Source organism: Paenibacillus amylolyticus, assembly GCF_036894225.1.
Lineage (GTDB): Bacteria > Bacillota > Bacilli > Paenibacillales > Paenibacillaceae > Paenibacillus > Paenibacillus amylolyticus.
In genome coordinates this window covers 6,614,141-6,637,647 of record NZ_CP145892.1, presented here as the reverse complement: position 1 = coordinate 6,637,647, position 23,507 = coordinate 6,614,141, and the positions used below count along the sequence as shown (strand labels likewise).

The window sequence follows — 23,507 nt, the reverse complement described above, 5'->3', positions numbered from 1 at the left end:
GTTCCCTTCGAATTATAAATTAATATTCCGTTGTTGGACTCATGGTTAATGAGATATCCAGGTTGCCGTTCCGGGTGCGGATCGCATCGAGGAATTCCTTTTGGCTAACACTTTCATGAATGGTTACACTGTAGACCAGCTCATACAGACTGCCGAGTTCAGTGGTTCTGATTTTTTTCAGATCAAAAGGTACGTTGAATGTATGGAACACTTCATTAAGTGCTTCTTCATAACTCAAGTTCTCAGGGATGGTAACTTTCAGCGTTTTCAGCTGACTTTTCTTGCCACCAAAGTTGAAGCGACTCAGGACAAACATCAGTACACACAGGATAATGGTGAACAGCACCGCGTATCCAAAAGCGCCTACACCGCAGGCAAGACCGGAAGCCATCGTGAACAATACGTAAGCAATGTCTTTTGGATCACCAGGGGCACTTCGGAATCGGATGATCGAGAAGGCACCTGCCAAGCTGAATGCTCGAGCGATGTTGCTGCCGATGAGCAGGATGATAATGGCGACAATAACGGGCAGAACAACCATCGTTAAGGTGAAGCTCTGGGAGTATGTGCTTTGGTTAGTCTTCATGTACGTGAGGCTGATGATTAATCCCAGAATAATGGCAAGACCAATGGTTATGACTGCGTTGTTAAACGTCAGGTTAGTATCGGTTAGGGCTGAACTGAACAATGAATCAAGCATATAGGACACGCTCTCTTTCTATAATCGTTTTATCTTGTTCTATGGATGGGTTGAAATCGGTACCTGGCACAAGAATGCGTTTCGTTTGGTAATTCAGGTTCGTTGTTCTCGCCAGATGTCTGTACTCGTTGCCGTATTTGGAGAATCCGGTACGGTATAGACCATGCTCACAAAGCAGTTGTGACAGCCACAGCGGAACGGTTTTCTCGGCTTTTACTTCCATCAGCCATCGACCGTCCTTCACCAGCGGTTCACCGTAATCTCCCTGTTCCAGCTTCAGATCGTATCTGCGGCTACGAATGTTGGTGTCAAAGGTAATGCGGAGATCGCGGCTGTTCTTGTCGAAGAGTGCTTTGCGTTCATACGCCAGATACACTTTCGGTTCCAGATCGTATACCCGAAGGAAATATTTGATCTCTTCGACAACTTGTCTGTTCATGTAATCCGCGAGCTCTGGCGCCTGTCCCGAACGGACGAATTCGTAAGCTTCATCCAGCTTCAAGGCTGTTCTGCGTTTGTTCACCAGGCCAAATACTTTCTTTTTGATCTCCAGATACACTTTGGCGTTCTCTTCAGGGATTCCATAAGCCCGCAGTCTCAACTTCTCCTTGTATTTTGGTTTGGAGAGACTGGCTCGAATCAGTGAATCCTGCGGAGTGTCGAAGTACAGGTTGCTGATGGAGTAGTACTCATGTTTCTTGTTGTAGGCATCCAGCTCCATGTATTTCAGCAGGTCATTGTAGAAATGTGCGTACTGCTCATCCGTCAGAAGATACTTGCTCTCATATCGGTTGAATACTTCAATCGCCATGTGGGACTCATTCCTTTCGTCGGTGGGTTGTATGTTTTGTTGCATCGTGTATTGCTTCCATGTCTGTATCTTAGAGCCCCAACCTTGAATGAATCTTAAATGGTTTTACATTGCGTTAACATTTTTTTACCTTCCTATAATAGTGCGCATACACAAAATGAATTAAGATTGATTCAAGGTTTGATTGATAGAATAAGAACATATAAAACAAGTCCATTGAGAGAAATAATTCAAGCAGAGGAATGAATAGATGATGAGAATATTAATTGCGGAAGATGAGGTTCATTTGGCAGAGGCTGTATCGCAGATTTTGAAAAAAAACAACTACTCCGTGGACATGGTCCACGACGGCAGATCAGGATTGGATTATGCGCAGAGCGGTATCTACGACCTGTTACTACTCGACATCATGATGCCGGAGATGGACGGGATCACCGTCCTGAAGAAACTTCGCAGTGAAGGCAATCATACGCCTGTCATTCTGCTTACTGCGAAAGGTGAACTATCGGACAAAGTCACAGGCCTCGATTATGGTGCCGATGATTATATCGCCAAGCCTTTTGCCACAGAGGAATTGCTGGCCCGGATTCGTGCAGCCTTACGACGGAAGGGCGAAGTGGTTCCCGAGGATGGACTGAAATTCGGTGATATTGAGCTGAATACAACTCAGTTGAAGCTGAGCGTTCAGGGGAAGGAGATCAAGCTGAATCTGAAGGAGAATGAACTGCTGGAGCTGTTGATTGCCCGCAAACAGGCGATTACCTCCAAAGAGCAGATTATTGAGAAGTTATGGGGATTTGATTCGGAAGTGGAGTATAACAATGTGGAAGTATATATCTCTTTTTTACGCAAAAAATTAACCTTCCTGAACTCTGCCGTCCGCATTAACACGATTCGGGGTGTCGGGTATGTACTTGAGGTGACGTCCTGATGTTCAAGAAACTTCGAAATCGATTCTTGATCGTGAATCTGGTGTCCATCTCCATTATGATGCTGGTGGCATTTGCGACGATCTATACGATTACTTATCAGAATGTGCAACGTGAGACAAATATGGAGTTGTACAAGGTGTCTGATTTCTATCACAGTCCTTATAATTCATCCAAGATACCGCGCGGGGAAGGGCAGGGTTCCGGTACAGGGGGTAGTACAGGCTCAGGTTCAAGTTCCGGTTCAGATTCGTTTCCCTCCGATGCCATGGGTGGTGATAATGGAGGCCCGGGAGGGGATCCCAACTCACCTCCGGCACGTTCCGTTTCGTTCATGATTAAGACGGATGATCAGTGGAAGATTACGGATACACATTCCCGATTTGATATGGAAGATACGTTCTACACCGAGGCGTTACAAAAGGTTGACCAGAATAAAGTTGGTGATTCGGAACGGCAGACGGGGCAATTTGCGCTGGATGGAACGGACTGGGCCTATGTGGTTGATCCGAGCGGTGCCGGGCACATGATCGTATTCATTGATGTGACGGCGCAACAAGGTATTCTTACGAATTTGATTTATACCTTTGCTGTTGTCGGACTGGTGATGTTGATTGTGATCTACTTCCTGAGCCGTTATTTTGCGAATCGCTCCATTGCACCAGTCAGAGAAGCGTTTGAGAAGCAAAAACAATTCATCGGGGATGCTTCACATGAGCTGAAGACACCTCTGGCGATCATCAATACCAATGCTGACGTACTGCTTGCAAATCAGGAGGATACCATAGCAAACCAGGCGAAGTGGCTACACTATATCAAGTCGGAAACCGAGCGCATGACGGGACTTACGAATGATCTGCTCTATCTGACACAGATGGATGACTCACGCTCCACGATGATTCATGCGAAGTTCAATATGAGCGATGCGGTGGAGAGTATTATTTTGCCGATGGAGGCCGTTATTTTTGAGAAAAACATTTCCCTCGACTACAACATTGAGCCGAATCTTACGGTTCATGGGAACAGTGAGCAGATCAAACAGGTCATTCTGATCCTGCTCGATAATGCGGTGAAGTATTCCGGTCCAAAAGGCGCCGTAAACGTCACGCTCCAGAAACAGAATAATGATGTCATGCTGGCCGTGTCCAATACAGGTGAAGGCATTGCACCCGAACATCTGGATCGGATCTTCGATCGATTCTATCGTACGGATTCTTCAAGAGCCCGCAAGCATGGTGGGCATGGTCTGGGTCTGGCGATTGCTCGTTCCATTGTGGATCAGCACAAAGGAGAGCTATACGCTCGAAGTGTAGTTGGAGAGGGTGCTACATTTTACGTGCGGTTGTCGTAGGGGCAGAGTGATGAGCCAGCGTATGAAAAAATGCTACCTACGTTTCGGCTCAACACTAATTCTTCGCTCCCGCTCTATAATTGTTCTTCAGGCATAAGTTCTGCCTGTAATGGGTTAACCTATGCTACAATGGCAACAGTATGTATGAATCAAGGAGATGACTGAACGTGGCAGAAGCAAACGCAATTAATGAACAAGAAATGATGCAATATATTGCAGATAAAACGAAGGCAAGCCAGGAGAATATCGCCCTTGTGTTGAAGCATGAGCAAGCGTACATCAACAAGGCGCACGAAAATTCCAAAGGTAACGATGTGGATATTGACGGCGATGATCTGGCTGACTATATCCTTAGTCGTAAAGATGTGAAGCTGGATGAGTTGACCGTGGAAAGCATCCTGGATGCGGAGATGGACTACTTGATGGACAAGGGTCATGCGGGATACGTCGATTAAGTTAAGCGTGGGCAAAATCTAACGAATCTCACACGCGCTATTCGAGTATTTCTCGCTCGTTTGGGAATGTAACGAATCTCAGACACGTTATTCTATGGATTTTAGAACTTTCCCATGCAGTTAAAGCATTTCCGCGGAATTAGCGTGTCTGAGATTCGTTAGTTCGGGAAATAAGCGCTTTTTGCCGAAATAAGGTGCCCTAGGTTCGTTAGAGTAACTTAGAGTGATCACATGGTGCAACGAGACATTAAATGGCTGTTTCAAAAGTGAAATCTCACAGATGCAGCCTAATGCATGGCAAGTGTTGTACTGTCAAAAAGACCTCAACTCCACAATACTGTGGTGTTGAGGCCTTTTTTAGATTGTAGTGACCAGGCATCCCTTCGGGAACACCTGTCGGTATAACTTTTTTAAGGATGGACTTGAAGTTCTATCGACCCAATCCCTATCAATCCCACCGTTTATAGCTTCTTATTGACCCACCATACCGCCATCTACGGTGTAAAGGGAAGCTGTTACATAGGATGCTTCTTCGGACAACAGGAAGTTCATTACCGCAGCCACTTCTTCCGGTTCACCGTAACGGCCCATTGGAATGCTGGACACGGTTGCTGATTGATAATCTTCCACGTTACCGGAATTAGCTTCGATCTGGCGCATCATACGTGTGTTGATTGTGCCTGGCAATACAGCGTTAACCCGGATATTATAAGGTGCCAATTCATTTGCAGCGGTACGCGTGAGACCAACTACGGCATGTTTGGACATAATATATGGAGATACAGCAGGTGCACCCATCAGACCCGCGAGGGAAGAGGTATTAAGAATCGCACCGGATTTTTGTTTTTTCATCACTGGAATGACATTTTGCAGACCCAGGAATACTCCACGAATGTTGACGTTATATACGGTGTCGAGTGCTTCAACACTCAGGTCTTCGATCAGCCCTGTTGGACCTTCAATTCCGGCATTGTTGGCAAAATAATCGATTCGACCAAAAGCATCTAATGCTTTTTGCACATAGTTTTTCACGTCTGCTTCTTGGGATACGTTCGCTTTTACGGCGATGACGTGCTCTTTGTCGAGGTTCAGATCAGTAATCGTCTGTTGGATAGCTTCTTCATTCAGGTCCACCAGAACCAAGTTAATTTTGCGCTCAGCAAGGCGGCGTGCCAATTCTTTACCAATGCCCCCGGCTGCTCCTGTAATAACGGCTGTATGTTTATAAGATGTACTCATGATATATCCGCTCCTTATTCATTATTGGCAGGTATTTCTCAAAAAAAGTTTCAACCTGTCGTCTATCTTTCCTGTCTCAATGTTAAGATATACATAGCAATGTGACAATAATCATTGACATCGCATATGTCAGCTATCGGACAGAGGTGTAAGCGGTGTTCATTTATATTACAATAATGAACAAAGGAGGCGAAAATGTTGATCATTGAACATCCTCAGGACCGGAGAGCACGAAGAACGCAGGATGCGATCATCGCTGCGGCGGTTTCTTTGATATTAGAGAAGGGAGCGGATGCCCTCACAATCCGGGATATTACGGAACGGGCGGATTACAACCGGGGAACCTTCTATTTACATTTTCCCGGCAAACCGGAGTTGTTGCAGTTCATTCTGGATGATTTTATGCAGGGAGTGGGGCGAGCTTATGCAGAACCATACGCACAGCTCAAAGAAGTGGACATGACTGTATTGCTGCCATCCACGATGCCTGTATTCGAATATATTGAAGCCCATCAGGATATCTTTCGTGCATTAATAACGATGCATTCAGATATGAGCTCCCGGCTGTGCAATATGTTTAGAACGTATCTAACCGAAGATTTTGTATTGGTGACCGAGGATAGTGAGTGGACGATTAATTACGACATCATGTTAAGTTATCTGGTATCTGCAACGGTAGGTGTAATCATGCATTGGGCAGAGATTGGATTCAAGTATTCTGCGCATTATATGGGAGAGCAGCTTACGGCGCTGATTAACATCAAACCGACCCGTCTGCTGATTGAACCAGGGCAGAAGGGTCGGACTATTCACGAGCGTATGCTGTTGGATTAAAGGTCGAATGAGAGTTTTGTTCTATATCACTTGAACTAAAGAATATTTACACTGCACACTCCGATGACAGAACAACCTTCCGATCGCTGTTATCCCCAGATTTTTTTGATTCCTTTATAAAGGGTAAATCCGGGGATAAAGGCGAACGCTCCGCTTCTTCAGGTCGTTTCTGTCCTCTCCGTTTTGTGTAAATGTTTAGTTCAATTGATATAGATGAAGAAATCCAATTCGATTATCCTGTCATGGAGGCGTTCGCGGCCTGTTGCATCTGAAGCAGCTGTTCGCGGATCAGAACGGACTCTCCGACCATAATCAATGCCGGATTATTCACTTGATGTAACAGGGCGAGGGAATGGAGTTCGGCAAGTGTGCCGGTAATAATCCGTTCCTCCGAAGTGGTTCCTCGTTCGATTAAAGCCGCAGGGGTGTGTCCACTTTTGCCATGGTGAAGCAATTCATGTTGAATCTGGGGCAGTTGGCTAATACCCATGTAGATGACCAGTGTATCCACACTATGGGCAAGTAGATCCCAGCGGACCGAAGATACACTTCCATCACTGCCGGTTCCCGTGACACATGCGAAGGATGAAGCAACCCCGCGATGGGTTAACGGAATAAGGGATGAAGCGGATGTACCTACAGCTGAAGTGATGCCAGGAATGATCTCAAATGCAATCCCTGCTTCCGCCAGCACAAGCGCTTCTTCACCACCACGGCCAAAGATGAACGGATCGCCACCCTTGAGTCTTACGACTTGTTTGCCTTCCGCTGCATGGGCAGCCAGCATCCGTCCAATCATCTCCTGACTCATGGAATGAAGGCCTGGAGCCTTGCCGCAGTAGATGCGGAGTGCTCCTTCACGAGCTTCAGCGAGCAATTGATCATTCACAAGCCGATCATACATAATGACATCTGCGGACTGAATACGTTTCAGGGCTTTTACCGTAATCAGTTCCGGATCTCCAGGACCAGCGCCAACAATACTAACCAGGCCCCGGCTCATGATCGTGTCCCCAATTTCGGTGCAGCATCAGAACTTGCCAATCCTGAACGACCACCCTGAATGGTTGCCAGTTTCGTCGATAGTTTCACCGGATTCCCCCAGTGGTGTGCAGCATATAGACCGAGGCCTGTAAATACAGCTCCGCCAATGAGGTTACCCAACAACACCGGGATCTGATTCCATAGCCACCAGTCAGCCATAGTGACCTGTGCACCGAGCATCATGCCTGCCGGGATGACAAACATATTTACCACAGCATGCTCAAATCCCTGAGCGAAAAATATGGTAATGGGCAGCCACATCGCTACGATTTTGCCCAGTGTAGAAGTGGACGTCATTGCCATCACTGCCCCGAGTGTGACCATCCAGTTACATAGAATGGCTTTGATGATGACCAGTACAATGCCATCCCCACCCAAGTGCTGATACCCCAATGTTTTGGTTTCACTGTTCTGGATCAGCGTTTGAATTAGAGGGTTGCTCATATCCGTACCCATCCTGGTAATGGTCAGGCCGTATAAGAGAGCATAGAATGCACATCCGAGCAGATGTCCTGTGATCACCCAAAAATAATTTCGAAGCATATCCATCCATGTAATTCTGCGTTTCAACACTGCGAGTGGAAGCATCGCAAAGTTTCCTGTCACCAATTCGAGACCCAGCAGAATAATGATGACAAATCCCGCCGGGAATATCAGTGCACCTGCCAAACCAACGGAAGTTTGAGATACAGCGGTATATGCCAGTGTGGTTGCAAAGGCAAGAATAGCCCCCGCCAGAAAACCGCGGATCAGCATCTGTACCCGATTCATTCTGGCTTTGCTCTCACCAGCTTCGACCATTGATTGCAGCACTTCTGCAGGTTTAACAAAATCCATAGCGCACGCCTCCTTGATGTCAGGGTATCTCTAGCCTTTAACCCGCAATTGTGATGAAGATTTCTCCACTGTTGCCGTCCACTTCTGTTTTGTAGGTATTCAAGCAGCCTTCATCCGGCTCGTGTACCTTACCGTTACGCAGATCAATCTTCCAATCATGCAAAGGACAATGAACCGCTGTCCCGCACACCATGCCTTCCGACAGCTTGCCGCCCTTGTGAGGGCAGTGATTCTCGACGGCGTGCAGACTTCCGTCGCTCAGTTTGAAGACTGCAATTTCGGTATCCTGTATCAGGAAGGTCCGTGCTCCCTTTTCATCAATATCTGCAAGGTGTCCAATCCGGAATTTGTTCATCGCTGTTCCTCCTCTTCTAGTGGGTTACCGGCTCGGCACCGGACAGTGGGGTGAAGTTTTTACGTAATTTCTCGTCTTGTATGATTTCTTTCCAAGGATCAACCGTGTGACCCAGTGTAACTTCCAGACGTTCAACCAGAGCGAGACGTACATCCCGATCCGCCAATGCTTCCTTCACATGATCCAGACCAACCCGTTCAATCCAAGCCGCTGTTCTCTCATTCCATTTTGCGTTCTCTCTATAATATTGCAGGTAAGAGTAAGTCCACTCTTCCACTTCCGCATCGGTCTTCACCGTACAGAGCAACTCGGCTGCACGAACCTTGACTCCCGCGTTACCGCCAACATGAATCTCCCAAGCGCCATCAATGGCGACAACACCCAGATCCTTGATGGTTGCTTCAGCACAGTTCCGCGGACATCCGGAGACAGCGAGTTTCACTTTGGCCGGAGCCACCATCTTGTCGAGTTTTTTCTCCAGACGAATACCCATCTCAATGGAATCCTGTGTGCCGAATCGGCAGAACGTATTACCTACACAAGTCTTCACCGTACGAAGCGCCTTGCCATAACCAAAACCGGAAGGCATATCGAGTTCCTCCCAGATCTTCGGCAGGTTCTCTTTCTGTACACCGAGCAGATCGAGTCGTTGCCCACCCGTGAATTTCACCAACGGCACATCGTATTTCTCTGCGACAGTTGCAATCTTGATCAATTCCGCCGGGGAAGTGACACCACCATAGATCCGTGGAATAACGGAGTAGGTACCGTCTTTCTGGATATTGGCGTGATAACGTTCGTTGGTGAATTTGGATACACGCTCATCTGTGTATTCAGCCGGCCAGATCATACCGAGATAATAGTTGAGGGAAGGACGGCACTTGGAGCAACCTTCCGGTTCATTCCACCCGAGAACGTTCATGACTTCCTTAACGCTTTTGAGTCCCATCTCCTTGATCTGAGCAACAATCTCATCCCGATCATAGGATGTACAGCCACAGATGCCTTCTTTGGTCTGTTCACCTACATTATCGCCGGCATAATACGTGAGCAGGTTTTCGATAATAGGTTTGCACCCACCGCAAGAAGCGGAGGCTTTGGTACAGGATTTGATTGCACCGAGTGTATTACAGCCTTTATTCAGAACGGCGTCCCCGATGGAAGATTTGGTAACACCGTTACAACCACAGACGATCTCGTCATCCGGCATACTCGCCATTCGTTCTGCGACAGATGGACCCGAGCCTGAACCACCGGAAGGTACACCGAGCAAAATTTCTTTCTCCCGACCACTGATTTTCTCACCACTTTTAATGAGGGAAAACAGCGATGCGCCATCCGTGGTATCCCCGAACAATACAGCTCCAATGAGCTGCCCATCCTTGATCACCATCTTTTTGTACACACCATCAACGTCATCCTGAATGCGAATGCTGCGAGTGTCCGCAGCGTCTTTGAATTGTCCGGCAGAGAATACGTCCACACCGGATACTTTCAGCTTGGTAGAAGTGACTGAACCTTCGTATCCTTCGGTTGCCGCGCCAGCCAGACGTTTCGCAAGTACCATACCTTGTTCATATAATGGAGCAACCAGTCCGTAGGCAATACCGCGGTGTTCTGCACATTCGCCGACGGCAGATATACCAGGGATGCTGGTATGCATATAATCATCTACAATGACTCCACGATTCACATCGAGGCCGGTATTGCGAGCCAGTTCAATCTGAGGGCGAATCCCGACAGCCATGACAACCAGATCCGCTTCAAGCACCGTTTGATCAGTAAAACGAATGGCCTTCACTCGATGTTTGCCTGTGATTTCTTCGGTATGTTTGTTCAAAAGGAACTTCATGCCCTGTTCTTCAAGCTCACGCTGGAGCATCAGACCTGCCGGCAAATCTAGGTTCCGGTCCATCAGATGACCGTTAATATGGATGACCGTGACGTCCATGCCCAGATTGAGCAGCCCCCGCGCTGCTTCAAGTCCTAGCAATCCACCTCCAATGACGGCAGCTTTGCGATACTTTTGTGATGCTGCCATCATGGTCTCACAGTCTTTAATATCTCGGAATCCGATTACGCCTTCCTTGTTAGCGCCGGGAAGCGGGAGGATGAACGCTTGTGAACCGGTTGCCATAATCAGCTCATCATAGGCTGCGCGTACACCATTTTGAGATACAACTTCCTTGCGCTTGGTATCGATCTGAACGACCGGGTCACCCGGGTGCACCCGAATGCCGTTATCTTCGTACCAGCTCCACTCGTTGATTACGATATCTTCGATGGATGTTCCGCCTGCCAGTACAGAGGATAGCATGATCCGGTTGTAGTTGGGATGCGGCTCTGCGCCGAAGACTGTGATTTCATAAGCGTGTGGAGCAAGCTTAAGGATATGTTCGATTGTGCGGATTCCCGCCATGCCATTGCCGACCAGCACCAGTTTTTTCGTTGTACTCATTATGATTAGCCCCCTTAGGTCCATTCTGCAAACTGCCTCAAAACCTTGTCTCTAAAATCGAAAAAGCCTGTTATGCCTCGGAGGACTGCGCATATACATACGCATCCCTTGCTCCGAGATTGCAAAACAGGCTTCATTGCCGTTTCAACCAGCTACGCCGTTGTAACTGTGATCGATTCAAATATGGAGTTGTTATGGCTTAACTATAAAAGATCGATCTAACCATGTCAATATAGTTAACATAAAAAAGTATTTGAAATTTAAAGTTAATTATGTTTACATGAGTTTATTGGAATATCGAATGGACGACGAAGTTTTACGAGTATATCTTCTTAGTTTAAAGGCTTCTAGATAACGTTAGCACGCTGGATACGATAAATACTGTAGAAAAGGTGCCATGTATAGTGTTTCACCCTTTTTAATTGCAACATGATGAGGCATGAAAAGATCATTCTAATGTTAAAAATAAGACGCATAATCGTCACCACTTATTTTTTGTTAGGTAATATAACATGTTTATCGCTTTCGTGTATTAACGTCTTAAATGATATGGACTCTGATTATACGCAATAGGGAGGGATTGATCCATCATGCGATCTTTATTGGTCATCCGTGTTCAACCAACGATAGCTGCCTCATCCGATGCAATCCCTCTGACACCGGAGAGGCTGCTGGGAGCAAACGGGTACCATGTACAGGTTGCGGGCAGTGAAGCGGAAGCGGTGAAGCTAGCTCGTGTGGCCGAAGCGTCCATTTTGCATCTGTCGCTGGCTGATGTGGAGTACTGGGTGAACTGCCTGGGAAAGGGGAAGTCGGATTCACCGCTGCTTTGGTGGTGCGCGCCAGATACAGCCTCTTCCTCCGCAGAATCCTGCGAGGTCGAAACTTCATTTGATGGAATACTTACACCGTCCATGACTGGGCCCGAGATTCACTGGACTCTTCACTTTGCAGCCCGACGCTACATGGAACGCAAACAGTGGGAGCAGGAACGGAAGCAGTTGCAATCCAGGCTGGAGGATCGGAAGTGGATTGATATGGCGAAGGCTATCCTTAGTGATCTGAAGCAGATCTCGGAGGCCGAAGCCTATGACCTGTTACGCAAGAAAGCGATGGATGAACGCAAACGGATGGTCGATGTAGCCACAGCGATTGTGAAGGCCCATCAACTGCTCCAGTCTTAGTTGGAAGGAGGATTCTCCATGGATATGTCTCAGATACTCCGAGAGGTCGGACGTGGGAAACGAGGCTCGCGTGATCTGAATTATACAGAGGCACTGACTGTAGCAGAGAAAATCCTGAAACAGGAGGTTTCCCCTGCCCAGACGGCTGCGTTTCTAATGGCTGAACGTATGAAAATGGAAAACGTCGAGGAACTGGAAGCTTTTGTTCATGCATGTCGTAACAGTGCGGAACGTTTCTCCATATTTCAGGATGGATTGGACTGTGCGGGTCCCTATGATGGACGAACAAAGTCGTTCATGGCCACGTTTCCGGTTGCGTTTGTACTCGCGGCGGCCGGGTTGCCGGTGACTTTGCATGGGAGTGACCCTTTACCACCCAAATGGGGAGTTACGCTGTCGGTTCTGTTAAAGGAAGCAGGAATTGATACACGTAAAATGGATCGGGAAGATGCACGGAGCGCTGCATTGCGTTCGGGTGTCATGTACGTATCCTCCGAGGATTGGTGCGAACCTCTTCGTAAGCTTCGTCCGTTACGGGAAGAGTTGGGTTTTCGAACGGTGTTTAACACAGCGGAGAAACTGATTGATTATAACCATTCACCGTATTTGGTGTTTGGTGTGTTTCATAATACCTTTCTGGATCGGATTGCGAAGTTGCTCACCCGGTTTAACTATCGGCGTGCTTATGTTGTACAGGGGATGGAAGGTTCTGAGGATCTGTATATTGATCGGCCAACCCGCGTATACGCCGTGGAAGACGGTGATATGAAGCTGGAACTGGTTGATCCTGCAGCCTATGAACTGGATATGCCCGTGCCGGAACTGGTCTGGACGGCTGCGAAGCAGCTTGAAGTGGCGGAAAGTGTGTTAAGTGGTGAGGGTCATATTGCTTTCGTGAATCAGGTTTTGTTAAATGGAGGTTTCCGCTTGTACGCGGCGGGGCGTGTCAATTCCATTGAAGAGGGCATATACACTTGTCAGGGATTACTGGAGAGTGGTGCAGCATATCGTCTCTACCAACAGTGGTGTGTCTCCATGGGTGGCGAACTGCCGGATAGCAGAGCGGTGTCCATCTATCCGGCATCGTCCAGATAATGTAATGCTGGTGTTCAATCTTGTTATTGTTTAGCGTTATTTTATTCCCAAGGATAAGTAACAGTCAGGAAGTCAGCGAATTTCTTGCTCTCTTCCCGCCGTTGTTTCCGCATGGCCGCCCGATCCGGAGCGGTCTCGTATAATTTCTTCTCTTCTTCCGTCTCCGGGATAATGCGGGGTACGATCAGTTTGCGATTATTTTCGTCCAAGGCCACAAAGGTCAGAAATGCAGTCGCTGCAATTTTCTTCTCTCCGGTCTTCAGATCCTCTCGAATCACCTTCACAAAAATCTCCATGGAACTTCGTCCTGTCCAGGACGCGAACGATTCAAGCGTAACCGAATCCGTTGGATTAATCGGGTACAGGAAATCGACAGAGTCGGTTGAAGCCGTTACGGTATTGACCCGGCATAGCTTGGAAGCGGCAATGGATGCAATATCATCGATGTAGGACATCAGCTTGCCGCCGAATAACGTATTATGATTGTTGACATCGGTTGGGAACACCCGTGCCGTCTTGAAACAACGTGTTTCGCGTACATATTTTTTCTCCACCTGATCCATCTCCGTTGGTTTCGGTATCTCTCTCATGCTTTTTTCCTCCTTACAGTATGGCTGCTGTGACATTTTATTTCATGTGTTGTAGGGTCTATTTTTGATCTGTTATCCCTAGGTTACTCCTCTAACGGTAAAGAGGGGAATAATTAAAGCCTGGTTTTGAGAGGGTGGTTTACTGTTAGATAATCATATACTGTTTCGGGTAAAGTGGCTATCCTTGAAGAAATTGAGCGAGGTGACATCGAATATAATTCTGTATGCAGAAAGCACGGAGTGGTACAAGTGATCTTATGGATATAGAAGCATGTAATAAAGTGTTTGTAGAGGGTCTGGAAACCCGTAAGCCTAATAAAAGTTAGAGTGCTCGAACTAAAGCTCAAAATGTTCAGATTTTCTTAAACGGTATAATCAACCAAGTAGCTTGAAAAGCTTATGTGGGGGGAGTAACGGTTGTGATGAAGTAGTATTTTTAATATACTGATACGTTTAAACTACACTTCATTTAAACTAAAAGACCGTTTCCCATTAGAGTGTTGGGAAACGGTCGGAATTATTCGAGAGTCTTTAAACTAATTATGACAAAGAGGGTGAATAAATTTAGGAATGGATAAGTGATGAAAACTATTTGATCAATTACAGGCAAGTTTCACGATTTTTATTTCTAGTATTTGAATGCTCCAGAGTAAATATCATATGCTCTACTTGATAATTTACTAGACGTCCACTGGCTTGGACTAGTAGTTACATGTCCATTTGATTTTGCTGCTGCAAACGCTTCGTAATTGTCTTTATATCCCTTGCTTTCATAAGCCCGGCCAGCTTCATTGTTATTGAAATCCATAAAATTTGAGTTAACAAATAAAGATTTGAATTTACTTGCTGTATTGGTTTCGCCTTTTACTTTATTTGTATAGTAGATCCCCTGTGCGAGTTTTGTAGCTGCAGTAGCAGTAGGAAAATTGTTTTCTGCATATCTAACACCAAAAGCAGAGAATTCATGATTATCAGCTATAAAGGTAGCAGCACCTCTAGTAATCGTAATTGTATCCGTTAAATGATAGTTCCATGAGAAGTGTCTAAAGGCGTCAACTTCATTTTCCTGTGTAGTTGTAAAGCCATATCTGTTTTTGTATACTTGTTGTTCCTCGTTAGCTCGGTCAGTTGCAACATATACTCCAGCAAGGACTACTGCACCATACTTGCTAGTCACAATTGCTCCCTCAATATCTCTCTGTAAATTTGGGTATGTATTATTTACTGCTGCATTAAGAGATGCAGTCGAAGCAGTTTGAGCAGGTGCAATTGAAGATTGAATGGCTTGAAAGTTGGAAGATAGAATTTCCCATTTCTCTACTTCTTCAGGAGTAAAGTACTGGTACTCTTTCACCAGAACAACATTGTTTAGAAATGAAGACAATTCGCTTTCAAATTCATTAATTGTAACATAGTTATTAAAATCTGTTTGAGCTAATTGCTCCACTCTACTTTCTAGCATTTCGGCACTAATATTAGCATCGGAGATTGATGATGCTCCAACAGCAGAAGCAAAAATTGAATAAGCTGTAAAGCTAGAAAGAAGGGCTAGTGAAACTTTTTTCATAATAGATAATCCTCCAGATATTGTAATAGAAACAAGATTATAATATCATTACTATACAGTTTAAACAATGAATTTTTGTAAAAAGGAGGAATATTATGAATAAGCATACTCTTTTCGCTATAATAACCGTTTTATTTTTGTTAGTTGGGTTTCAAATTGGTAGTTTTGCACTCATTTTAATTTCGGGAAATTTGTTTGGACCTTCAATATTCACCCAAACATTTGGCGTGTTGCTTGTTTGGGCAATTATACTTCTATATTTTTATTTAATACCATATCGTATTAATAGATTAAGCTGGAGACTTATTTTACTTTGCCTAATAATCTTTACAATCTTCTCCTATGTATATGACTTTCCTGTGATTGTTCTGGAAGACTAGTGAGACAACAACGTGGTGTTATCCTCTCAAGGTAGATAGTGAAAAAAGAGTTCATATTAATATGAACTTAACACTGGAAATCGGAGAGGATTTTTTGATGCAATCAAATAAACGTAGTAAGAGGGAATCGTCTGTGGGTGGAAGAAGGTTTGACATTTCATTAGTTTGTCAATAGTTTGGGATCAATAAAGGTGGATATATTGTAAAATTTGTAAATTAAAGACTAAATGTGGGTAATTGAGGATCGTTGGGGAAGCTGGATATAGGAGCATTATATGAGTTCCAAAGAAGAAAAAGGAGCCAATCCTGCTGCATGAATCCGGTACCGTACCGGACTCATGTCTTTTAGTTTTGTCTTAATGCGTTTGTTGTTGTAATAATCGATGTATTTGGATAGTTCATGTTTAAAATGTGAGATATTTTCAAATTCCTTTAAATACAAAAACTCGGACTTCATGTTGCCAAAGAAGTTCTCCATGACGGCGTTATCGTAACAGTTACCTTTACGGGACATACTTTGCGAGATGCCACGTTCTTCAAGGGCATGACGATACGATCTCATCTGGTAGTGCCAGCCTTGATCCAAATGAATAAGGAGTTTATCTTTATTTGTTAAACTGCAAAATGCTCGATCTAACATCGTTGAAACAAGGGAGTAGATTGGTCTTGAACCAATCGTATATGTAATGATTTCTCCGTTATACAGATCAAGTATGGGAGATAAATATAGTTTTTCTCCGAACAATTTAAACTCTGTAATGTCCGTAAACCTACTTCTCGTTTGGCCTTTCAGCGTGGGAATTGCGTTCTAATAGGTTCGATGCAATCTTGCCAATCGTCCCTTTATACGAACGATATTTCTTCATACGTACCAAACACTTTAATCCCAATACTTTCATCAAACGCTGTACCTTTTTATGATTCACATGGTGTCCATGATTGATTAACTCGTCACGAATACGACGATAACCATAGCATCCCTCATGCTCCTTATAAATCGCTTGTATCATGTCTTTTAGCTCTAATCCTTGTCTAGCGTACCAAACGCTTTTACCACGTAATAATACGCGCTACGAGGGATATCTGCTAGCTGTAGAAGTGCTTTTACCGAAAATTCGTTCCTTAGTTCATAGACTACTTGAGCTTTGTCTTGTTTGGTGATTTTTCCTTGCTTCGAACCGAGGCATTCAACTTTTTAAATCAGGATTCTCCATTTTCAAACGCTCTACCTCTGCTTGTAAAGCCTCTACAGATCCTTCTACTAGCGTTTTATCCTTCTGTGCTTTAGTTCCTTTTTTCATGGATGAGCGCCCCTTTTTCTTTGGTTGAAGGGCGCCTAACCCTTTTCATAACGCATAACAGCTGTACTTTTACATTTGTGCTAAATTTGGTCATAAAAAAAACTGCACCTCCAATTGGTAGTTGTGTCTAACAATTGGGGTGCAGTTCAGCGCGGACCGGCGCGCTGGCGGTTTACTGCTGTATATTAAGCCTTGGGTTTGAAAATGCCGGACGGTTTGCCGATCGGCAAGAACGCATAACCGAAGTGAGCGTTCAGTACCGAAGCACCTGTACCATACAGGGACACAATTCCGATCGCCAGTTCAGCGTATGCTGCAATGGTGTGGAAAATGTGAGGAGCTACGCCGAAAGCGTCAAAGGTCAAGCCAAGGAACAGGAAGTCAATCAGAATGAAGATGATAAGCAATACTTTATTCGCTTCAATAGCACCAATCGTCATGAACAGGGTGAATACGAGGTATCCGGCAAAAGCAAATCCGAGCTGCTTGCCATCGGCCTGTTCAGCGAGAGTGGAGCCAAATACGCCCATTTTGATCATCCAGTTGGCAGCCATGGCAAACCAGAAGAATGCGTACGCGCCAAAAGCCGTTGTGCCAAAGGTGTTGTTACGTTTGGAATCTTGAATACATGCGAATAGCTGGGCAAAAGCACCCAAAAAGATCGCCCAAGGAATAGCGTAGCTAAGTCCTTCTGTAATGCCAAGCTTTTGGGAAGAAGCGACCAGGGTTACGATAGCCAACCCAAATAATCCCATTGCGCTGGGATCGGCGTTAACAATTTTGACTTTAGTCTGTGAATCGGTCTGCATGGTGATGATAAGCCTCCAATAATATCAAATCAGGATCAATGGCCGTCGTTGGCCGTCCTCTACATTACATCATTTGTATCCGCCGGGTCCGGACACACACATCGCCCTATTGTACCTGAATGACCCCATTATGGAAAGGGATTTTATTACCTTTTGAACCAATAGACTTTTTGTTTTTTCAATATACACATTTACGACACAATCCGTTCTGGCCGTGAATGATGAGGCCAGACGTTAGAATCCAACCCTCGGTGTTACCACTAAAATTGCGTCATATCAGCCATTTTCGGATAAGCTTTAGTGTGATAAAATAATCTTTATCAAAATTTGGAGAAGAATACAAAACATCCTTGTCTCCTATGCCATATGTTAATCCAACTATAGATTGACAGGAAAAACTAAAATGGTTCACAGAATAAGGAGGTATCAGGGGTCATGGTTATGAGTTTGGATTTGAAAAATAAAATAGAGAAGGCCAGACATAACCTTCATATGCTGGTAGAGCATAACAAGGGTGGTCTTGGGCATCCCGATGTGATTCGGCAGTCTATGGCATTGGACGAATTGATTAATGAGTATAACCGAATTAGCCGAAACCATTCACGGGCCTGAACCCAAAGCGATTTTAATTTTATACACGGAACAAATCACATAGATTGTAACGCTTGATCGTACAGACGGGCATGAATATAGCCGGTATGGACAGCCTCACTTGAAGAGGCGGTATCCTACCGGTGTAATATTCATGCCCGTTTGTTTTTGCATCGTATCCATCATGCATCTGTTTAATGCAGTAATCGTTTGGCTTCCAAATATAGGACCTGTACGAATTTTTTCGTATTAATGCGTGTCTGGGACAAGGAAGGCTCCACATTGTTTTGCAGCTCCAGCATTTTCTTGCGAATTTCGGTGAAATCGAAAAATTTGGATGCATAGTTCTCGAATTTGGGATGTGTATAATCTGTTAATCCCAGAGAAACCACATGGCTCAGAGTCTGGAAGATGGCCCGGCGCACACGTTGTTCCGATGCCTTGATCTCCTTGTTCACCTCTGCGAGAGATGCGTCTTCTCCCAGTTTACGTATCGCTACATTCTGGAAGATGTCTTTGAGGGATGGGAACGTATAGGGGGACAGCTTATGTTCATCTGTCTCTACCTGCTCCAGATATTCCAGCATGTCCAGCAGATCCCTGCTGCCCGCTTCACCGATCATGCCCATCTCGGACAGCAGGAAATGTCCTGCAGTCGTAATTGTTTTGTCCGGAACCGGAGCCGCAGCACGTTCGGTAGAATTCAAACCGGACAATCCCTGCAATGTCCGTTGGATATCTGCGATGGATTGCTGCATACGAAGCCTTTCGCTCACCAGCCGCAGAACAGATAGAATCTCCAGCCGGTTAATCGGCTTCGTAATATAATATTCAATGCCTAGTGAATAGGCTTCTCCGATCATATTTTTCGACTCGATCTGGGAGATCATGACGATCTTGCCCTCGAACCTTCCTTCAAGTGCTCGCACAGTCTGAATCCCGTCTCGTTGGGGCATCAGCAGATCAATCAGCAGTACATCCACCTTATGCAGTTCCAATAGTTCCGCGTGAATATGTGCTCCGTCCTCAGCTTCCCCGGCAATATCGCCCAGGCCTTCATCCTCAATAATATCCATCAACATGGAACGAACGCCAGGATCATCATCCACGATAAAATAACGCATGTCAGTCATTCCCTTTCTCTGCGAATGGTGTGATTGATAAATCTATGGTAAAGGCGGTTAACGCCGCGATGAACTCTCGTTCCAGTGTAATCGTTCCTTTCCTTCTTGCATAGAACCTGACATGTCAGGTTAAATGACAATGATTGGGCGGTCAAAGCCCATTTTTAAAATAAATGTAGGAATTGCATGTAGGTATTTGTCGTTTTTCGTAGATGTTCTTGTAGTATAAGTAACATCCCGAAGTCTGGGGCTAGTGTTGTGCAGAATGGTACAAACTTTTCCCGTAACCATCTCTGTGCTTGAAATACACCATAAAAAGGGGCATACCGATGGAGCAAACAATACAAGATATTGTCGTCATTTTCAATGATTTTCTATGGTCCAAAGTGTTAATTATATTATTGGTAGTATGTGGTATATACTTCACCACCAAGACCCGATTCATGCAATTCCGCATGATTGGAGATATGGTAAAGGTGCTTCGAGAGCCAAAAAGCAAGGAACCAGGCAAAATTTCACCTTTTCAGGCGTTCTGTATTAGTATGGCGGCCCGTGTAGGTACAGGGAATATTACGGGTATTGCACTGGCTATCGCACTGGGTGGACCTGGGGCTATATTCTGGATGTGGATCATTGCAATTATCGGATCAGCCTCCAGTTTTGTGGAGAGTACGCTGGCTCAGATCTATAAAGTGAAGGATAAGGGCGGATTCCGCGGCGGTCCTGCATATTATATGGAGCGTGGGTTGGGCAAACGCTGGATGGGGATTTTATTTGCCATTCTCATTACGCTTTCATTTGGTTTGGTCTTTAATGCGGTGCAGTCTAACACGATTACTGTTGCATTTGAGAACTCATTTGGCACGGATCGGTTAACGGTGGGTATCATTATGGCTTTGATATTTGCAGGAATTATCATGGGCGGTGTCAAACGGATTGCAAAAGCATCGGAATACATCGTTGTTGTACTGGCCGTATTGTACATTGGGGTAGCGGTTTTTGTGGTGCTGGCGAATATTACCCAGCTTCCGGCCATGATTGCGTTGATCGTCAAAAATGCCTTCGGCATCGAACAGGTGGCCGGCGGAACTTTAGGCGCTGCACTGATGAACGGTGTGAAACGCGGATTGTTCTCCAATGAGGCGGGCATGGGTAGCGCCCCGAATGCTGCTGCAACGGCGGATACAACACATCCGGTGAAACAGGGGCTTATTCAGGCGTTTGGCGTGCTGACAGATACGTTAGTGATATGTACAAGCACAGCCATGATTATTTTGCTATCCGGGGTATACAAAGGTTCCAATCTCGGAGGCATTGAATTAACTCAGGCTGCATTAAGTGTACATATTGGTTCATGGGCATCGGGATTCCTGGCGGTTATGGTGTTCCTGTTTGCCTTCAGTACGCTAATCGGAAATTATTACTATGGAGAAACCAACATTGAGTTTATCAAATCCAACAAAGTTTGGCTGTGGGTATACCGTATTTGCGTTATTGCAATGGTGGTGTTTGGTGCGGTAGCCAAAGTGCAGCTGGTATGGGATTTGGCTGACCTGTTCATGGGGCTCATGGTGGTGGTGAACCTGATTGCAATTCTGATGCTGTCCAAGGTGACTTTCGAAGCGTTGAAGGACTACAAAAAACAGAAGGCTGAAGGCCGTGATCCCGTCTTTACCCGGGACCGGATTCATATTCCGGGTGAAGTGGAATGCTGGGAGTCGGAAGAAGAAGTTATTGGAGATAAATCAATACATGTAACCAATTAAGATTTTATCTGAACGTAGTTGGTTATATAAAATGGGCACAACAAACAACAGGACTTGGATTATCCATCATGGGCAACCCGAGTCCTGTTTTTGCATATAAAATGTATCTTTGCACTAGCCAAAGTTCATCAAAGATATATTTTGATTAATTTTTAACGGAATAGCTGATCAGTTGTTCGGACAGAGCTTTCATTCGCTCCCCTGTTTCATTAAGCTGCTCAATCACATCCGTAAAGGAGGATACAAGCGTTGCTTGTTCCTGTGAAGAGGCTGCAATCTGGGAGACTTCAACTTCCATCTGTTTGATGACCTGTTGCACATCTCTCAGACTGGTATCGATATCACTTGTAGCTTGTTTGGCATCCACAGAGAGTTTGCGTACTTCGGAAGCAACCACACCGAAGCCGGCACCGGCTTCACCAACGCGAGCGGCTTCAATAGCGGCATTCAGGCCGAGCAAGTTGGTTTGCTCAGAGATTTCACGAATGAACCCGGCTACTTTGTTGATTTGGGAAGAGTTCTGAACAGCAAGTCTTGTGTTCTGCAAGATCTGCTCACTGGTTGCTTGCAATTCTTCGGCATGAGCGGCGACATGTTGCACCATATCAACGAGGTTACCATTGATGGTTTGATTTTCTTGTATAATGTCTTCAAGTTGGTTCTGGTTAGATTGGTCGTAAGATACACAGAAAACAGCAACAACTTTTTGGTGATCATCAAAGATCGGAATGTTCAGAATATCCAGTTCGATACCATAAACTTCCTTGGAGAGAGTAGCGAGAGTAGCTTCTCTTCCGTTTTTTAAGATGGCAAAGTTTTGATACGATTCCAAGAGAGACATTCCTTTTTCAAAACCAAGATCAAATTTATCTGTCATAATGACATCTAATACTTTTTCGTGATCGTAAAGAGTTAAACTAGCTGGTTCTCTGAGGATCAGGCTGATATAAGGCATTACTTTAAGCAGGGCATCTACAACGTTCATGGAAGAGGACCATCCTTTCAATATTTGAATGTATTATTTTTAACGATCTATGGAATGCTCTATCTTTCATCGGACGGAAATGACTTTTCGTGAACGGCATTTTGCATGAAAGAATGAACATTTTATGATTAAATTTTAAAATATTTCCCATCTAAAATGATTTATTGGATATAAGTGTTAGTTGTAACTATTTTTATATCAAGATATTTGTACGGATGTATATCAAATATAGGACATGTGTCCTTTTGTGTACATTATATAGGGCAACGGAGGGAAGTCGGAATGAAAGAAATTATGGACTTTGGACTTGTGCGGCAACTCGCCCGTGAGAACGGGTTGGATCAGGTGCTGGACGAGCCTGCGCTCGCTGAGTTGCGACTACTTGAGGCTGCGAAGGGCGAGATGATATGTACCAAAGGTGAATGACCCGAGCGGTTGTATTTTCTCGTGCAGGGCAAGCTCAAGATCTATACCACCCTGCCTAACGGCAAGTCTCTGTTGCTTCGTTTCAGTACACCCCTTGCGCTTGTGGGAGATTTGGAACTGGTGAATGGCAAGGAGGCTATGAATACGGTAGAGTCTGTGAGCAAAAGCCTGCTGCTGGGTATCGGCTATCGCGCTCTCCAGAATACGTATGCAGAGAACCCTAAGTTTCTCCACTTTATGCTGAGTCAAGTTACGCACAAATTGTATACCTTTTCCAACCTGTCGAGTCTGAATATGTTATATCCGGTCGAGAGCCGATTTGCCAGCTATCTGTTGTCCACAATGGGCCAGGACGAGTCTTCTTCGGAAGAGATCCAGACCTCCAAGCTCACCGAACTGGCCGATATGCTGGGCACCAGCTATAGACATCTTAATAGAGTTGTTCAAGATCTGTGTAATCGAGATATTATTCGCAAAGTGCAGCGAAAGCTAGTGATCTGTGATCTGGAACAGTTGCGCGTCATCGCAGGAGGCAATATATATGAGTGATGGTATTTTAAAATAAAGCCCAAGCCTGCATATCTAAGCGACATGACGCGACACAATAAAATACAATACGGCACAACAAAGAGCACCCTCCCGAATATACCAAGGGGTGCTCTTTTTGCTCTGCACT

At 45.2% G+C, this 23,507-nt stretch carries 22 protein-coding genes and 1 pseudogene; 10 read left to right on the top strand and 13 right to left on the bottom strand.

The genetic code is table 11. The features are described from left to right. Window positions 1-19 precede the first annotated feature (19 nt). Together V6668_RS29220 and V6668_RS29215 are read right to left on the bottom strand one after the other, a co-directional pair. On the bottom strand, window positions 20-700 hold the full coding sequence (locus V6668_RS29220; RefSeq protein WP_100528189.1) for a DUF4956 domain-containing protein: 681 nt from the start codon (window positions 698-700) through the stop codon (window positions 20-22). Further along, entirely contained in the window at window positions 693-1,511 is an 819-nt protein-coding gene (locus V6668_RS29215; RefSeq protein WP_338709013.1) for a polyphosphate polymerase domain-containing protein, read from the bottom strand. The genes V6668_RS29220 and V6668_RS29215 overlap by 8 nt, the downstream gene beginning before the upstream one ends. Window positions 1,512-1,764: 253 nt before the next feature. Between V6668_RS29215 and V6668_RS29210 the strand changes: the two genes are divergently transcribed. The 3 genes from V6668_RS29210 (at window position 1,765) to V6668_RS29200 (ending at window position 4,246) form a co-directional block, all read left to right on the top strand. Continuing rightward, complete coding sequence (locus V6668_RS29210; protein ID WP_036612327.1) at window positions 1,765-2,442, top strand: response regulator transcription factor; 678 nt, start codon at window positions 1,765-1,767, stop codon at window positions 2,440-2,442. Then, complete coding sequence (locus V6668_RS29205; protein ID WP_338707320.1) at window positions 2,442-3,791, top strand: HAMP domain-containing sensor histidine kinase; 1,350 nt, start codon at window positions 2,442-2,444, stop codon at window positions 3,789-3,791. The genes V6668_RS29210 and V6668_RS29205 overlap by 1 nt, the downstream gene beginning before the upstream one ends. Before the next feature lie 167 nt (window positions 3,792-3,958). Then, entirely contained in the window at window positions 3,959-4,246 is a 288-nt protein-coding gene (locus V6668_RS29200; RefSeq protein WP_390925617.1) for a hypothetical protein, read from the top strand. 471 nt (window positions 4,247-4,717) lie between these two features. Here V6668_RS29200 and V6668_RS29195 read toward each other — a convergent pair whose 3' ends face one another. Next, window positions 4,718-5,485, bottom strand: coding sequence for an SDR family NAD(P)-dependent oxidoreductase (locus V6668_RS29195; RefSeq protein WP_036671654.1), 768 nt, complete (start codon window positions 5,483-5,485; stop codon window positions 4,718-4,720). A 195-nt stretch (window positions 5,486-5,680) separates the two neighbouring features. On the opposite strand from V6668_RS29195, the gene V6668_RS29190 reads away from it, so the two are divergent. After that, on the top strand, window positions 5,681-6,319 hold the full coding sequence (locus V6668_RS29190) for a TetR/AcrR family transcriptional regulator (protein WP_036671653.1): 639 nt from the start codon (window positions 5,681-5,683) through the stop codon (window positions 6,317-6,319). Window positions 6,320-6,551: 232 nt separating this feature from the next. Here V6668_RS29190 and cobA read toward each other — a convergent pair whose 3' ends face one another. Genes cobA through nirB form a run of 4 tightly spaced genes read right to left on the bottom strand, consistent with a single transcriptional unit; the run spans window position 6,552 to window position 11,013 of the window. Further along, the gene (cobA, locus tag V6668_RS29185; RefSeq protein ID WP_036671651.1) at window positions 6,552-7,322 is read right to left on the bottom strand and encodes a uroporphyrinogen-III C-methyltransferase; all 771 of its coding nucleotides are present in this window, start codon (window positions 7,320-7,322) and stop codon (window positions 6,552-6,554) included. Continuing rightward, the gene (locus V6668_RS29180; RefSeq protein ID WP_338707319.1) at window positions 7,319-8,200 is read right to left on the bottom strand and encodes a formate/nitrite transporter family protein; all 882 of its coding nucleotides are present in this window, start codon (window positions 8,198-8,200) and stop codon (window positions 7,319-7,321) included. The genes cobA and V6668_RS29180 overlap by 4 nt, the downstream gene beginning before the upstream one ends. A gap of 37 nt (window positions 8,201-8,237) precedes the next feature. Continuing rightward, complete coding sequence (gene nirD / locus V6668_RS29175) at window positions 8,238-8,555, bottom strand: nitrite reductase small subunit NirD (protein ID WP_338707318.1); 318 nt, start codon at window positions 8,553-8,555, stop codon at window positions 8,238-8,240. A 16-nt stretch (window positions 8,556-8,571) separates the two neighbouring features. Next, the gene (gene nirB, locus V6668_RS29170) at window positions 8,572-11,013 is read right to left on the bottom strand and encodes a nitrite reductase large subunit NirB (protein ID WP_338707317.1); all 2,442 of its coding nucleotides are present in this window, start codon (window positions 11,011-11,013) and stop codon (window positions 8,572-8,574) included. A gap of 590 nt (window positions 11,014-11,603) precedes the next feature. On the opposite strand from nirB, the gene V6668_RS29165 reads away from it, so the two are divergent. Both V6668_RS29165 and V6668_RS29160 read left to right on the top strand, forming a co-directional pair. Further along, on the top strand, window positions 11,604-12,197 hold the full coding sequence (locus V6668_RS29165; protein ID WP_036671644.1) for an ANTAR domain-containing response regulator: 594 nt from the start codon (window positions 11,604-11,606) through the stop codon (window positions 12,195-12,197). Window positions 12,198-12,215: 18 nt separating this feature from the next. Then, window positions 12,216-13,292, top strand: a complete 1,077-nt coding sequence (locus tag V6668_RS29160; RefSeq protein ID WP_076329232.1) for an anthranilate phosphoribosyltransferase — start codon at window positions 12,216-12,218, stop codon at window positions 13,290-13,292. Between the two features lie 41 nt (window positions 13,293-13,333). On the opposite strand, the gene V6668_RS29155 is transcribed toward V6668_RS29160, so the two are convergent. From V6668_RS29155 to V6668_RS29140, 4 genes and pseudogenes are all read right to left on the bottom strand, one after another. Beyond that, complete coding sequence (locus V6668_RS29155) at window positions 13,334-13,846, bottom strand: acyl-CoA thioesterase (protein WP_026081401.1); 513 nt, start codon at window positions 13,844-13,846, stop codon at window positions 13,334-13,336. Between the two features lie 664 nt (window positions 13,847-14,510). Next, window positions 14,511-15,449, bottom strand: a complete 939-nt coding sequence (locus V6668_RS29150) for a DUF6973 domain-containing protein (protein WP_036671642.1) — start codon at window positions 15,447-15,449, stop codon at window positions 14,511-14,513. A gap of 651 nt (window positions 15,450-16,100) precedes the next feature. Further along, a pseudogene (locus V6668_RS29145) lies at window positions 16,101-17,172 on the bottom strand (IS3 family transposase); the annotation flags it as partial. Between the two features lie 143 nt (window positions 17,173-17,315). Further along, window positions 17,316-17,939 carry an acetate uptake transporter gene (locus tag V6668_RS29140; RefSeq protein ID WP_036671640.1) on the bottom strand — a complete coding sequence of 208 codons (624 nt, stop codon included), beginning with the start codon at window positions 17,937-17,939 and terminating at the stop codon, window positions 17,316-17,318. Window positions 17,940-18,374: 435 nt separating this feature from the next. Between V6668_RS29140 and V6668_RS29135 the strand changes: the two genes are divergently transcribed. Continuing rightward, entirely contained in the window at window positions 18,375-18,551 is a 177-nt protein-coding gene (locus V6668_RS29135; RefSeq protein WP_017691636.1) for an aspartyl-phosphate phosphatase Spo0E family protein, read from the top strand. 173 nt (window positions 18,552-18,724) lie between these two features. Here V6668_RS29135 and V6668_RS29130 read toward each other — a convergent pair whose 3' ends face one another. Beyond that, window positions 18,725-19,654 (bottom strand): response regulator, encoded by a 930-nt coding sequence (locus V6668_RS29130; RefSeq protein ID WP_100528198.1) that lies wholly within the window; start codon window positions 19,652-19,654, stop codon window positions 18,725-18,727. A gap of 329 nt (window positions 19,655-19,983) precedes the next feature. Here V6668_RS29130 and V6668_RS29125 point away from each other — a divergent pair, with 329 nt between their 5' ends. Continuing rightward, window positions 19,984-21,420 carry an alanine/glycine:cation symporter family protein gene (locus V6668_RS29125; RefSeq protein WP_338707316.1) on the top strand — a complete coding sequence of 479 codons (1,437 nt, stop codon included), beginning with the start codon at window positions 19,984-19,986 and terminating at the stop codon, window positions 21,418-21,420. 145 nt (window positions 21,421-21,565) lie between these two features. Here the strand turns inward: V6668_RS29125 and V6668_RS32250 are convergent, their stop codons facing one another. Then, window positions 21,566-22,024, bottom strand: coding sequence for a methyl-accepting chemotaxis protein (locus tag V6668_RS32250; RefSeq protein WP_223200021.1), 459 nt, complete (start codon window positions 22,022-22,024; stop codon window positions 21,566-21,568). Window positions 22,025-22,687: 663 nt separating this feature from the next. On the opposite strand from V6668_RS32250, the gene V6668_RS29115 reads away from it, so the two are divergent. Continuing rightward, entirely contained in the window at window positions 22,688-22,831 is a 144-nt protein-coding gene (locus V6668_RS29115; protein ID WP_338707315.1) for a hypothetical protein, read from the top strand. A gap of 9 nt (window positions 22,832-22,840) precedes the next feature. Beyond that, entirely contained in the window at window positions 22,841-23,380 is a 540-nt protein-coding gene (locus V6668_RS29110) for a Crp/Fnr family transcriptional regulator (RefSeq protein ID WP_338707314.1), read from the top strand. Window positions 23,381-23,507 lie beyond the last annotated feature (127 nt).

Coding starts and splice junctions, on each gene's coding strand:
- V6668_RS29220 (WP_100528189.1), bottom strand. CDS start 700: ATGCTTGATTCATTGTTCAGTTCAGCCCTAACCGATACTAACCTGACG.
- V6668_RS29215 (WP_338709013.1), bottom strand. CDS start 1,511: ATGGCGATTGAAGTATTCAACCGATATGAGAGCAAGTATCTTCTGACG.
- V6668_RS29210 (WP_036612327.1), top strand. CDS start 1,765: ATGAGAATATTAATTGCGGAAGATGAGGTTCATTTGGCAGAGGCTGTA.
- V6668_RS29205 (WP_338707320.1), top strand. CDS start 2,442: ATGTTCAAGAAACTTCGAAATCGATTCTTGATCGTGAATCTGGTGTCC.
- V6668_RS29195 (WP_036671654.1), bottom strand. CDS start 5,485: ATGAGTACATCTTATAAACATACAGCCGTTATTACAGGAGCAGCCGGG.
- V6668_RS29190 (WP_036671653.1), top strand. CDS start 5,681: ATGTTGATCATTGAACATCCTCAGGACCGGAGAGCACGAAGAACGCAG.
- cobA (WP_036671651.1), bottom strand. CDS start 7,322: ATGAGCCGGGGCCTGGTTAGTATTGTTGGCGCTGGTCCTGGAGATCCG.
- V6668_RS29180 (WP_338707319.1), bottom strand. CDS start 8,200: ATGGATTTTGTTAAACCTGCAGAAGTGCTGCAATCAATGGTCGAAGCT.
- nirD (WP_338707318.1), bottom strand. CDS start 8,555: ATGAACAAATTCCGGATTGGACACCTTGCAGATATTGATGAAAAGGGA.
- nirB (WP_338707317.1), bottom strand. CDS start 11,013: ATGAGTACAACGAAAAAACTGGTGCTGGTCGGCAATGGCATGGCGGGA.
- V6668_RS29165 (WP_036671644.1), top strand. CDS start 11,604: ATGCGATCTTTATTGGTCATCCGTGTTCAACCAACGATAGCTGCCTCA.
- V6668_RS29160 (WP_076329232.1), top strand. CDS start 12,216: ATGGATATGTCTCAGATACTCCGAGAGGTCGGACGTGGGAAACGAGGC.
- V6668_RS29150 (WP_036671642.1), bottom strand. CDS start 15,449: ATGAAAAAAGTTTCACTAGCCCTTCTTTCTAGCTTTACAGCTTATTCA.
- V6668_RS29140 (WP_036671640.1), bottom strand. CDS start 17,939: ATGCAGACCGATTCACAGACTAAAGTCAAAATTGTTAACGCCGATCCC.
- V6668_RS29135 (WP_017691636.1), top strand. CDS start 18,375: ATGGTTATGAGTTTGGATTTGAAAAATAAAATAGAGAAGGCCAGACAT.
- V6668_RS29130 (WP_100528198.1), bottom strand. CDS start 19,654: ATGCGTTATTTTATCGTGGATGATGATCCTGGCGTTCGTTCCATGTTG.
- V6668_RS29125 (WP_338707316.1), top strand. CDS start 19,984: ATGGAGCAAACAATACAAGATATTGTCGTCATTTTCAATGATTTTCTA.
- V6668_RS32250 (WP_223200021.1), bottom strand. CDS start 22,024: ATGGTGCAACATGTCGCCGCTCATGCCGAAGAATTGCAAGCAACCAGT.
- V6668_RS29115 (WP_338707315.1), top strand. CDS start 22,688: ATGAAAGAAATTATGGACTTTGGACTTGTGCGGCAACTCGCCCGTGAG.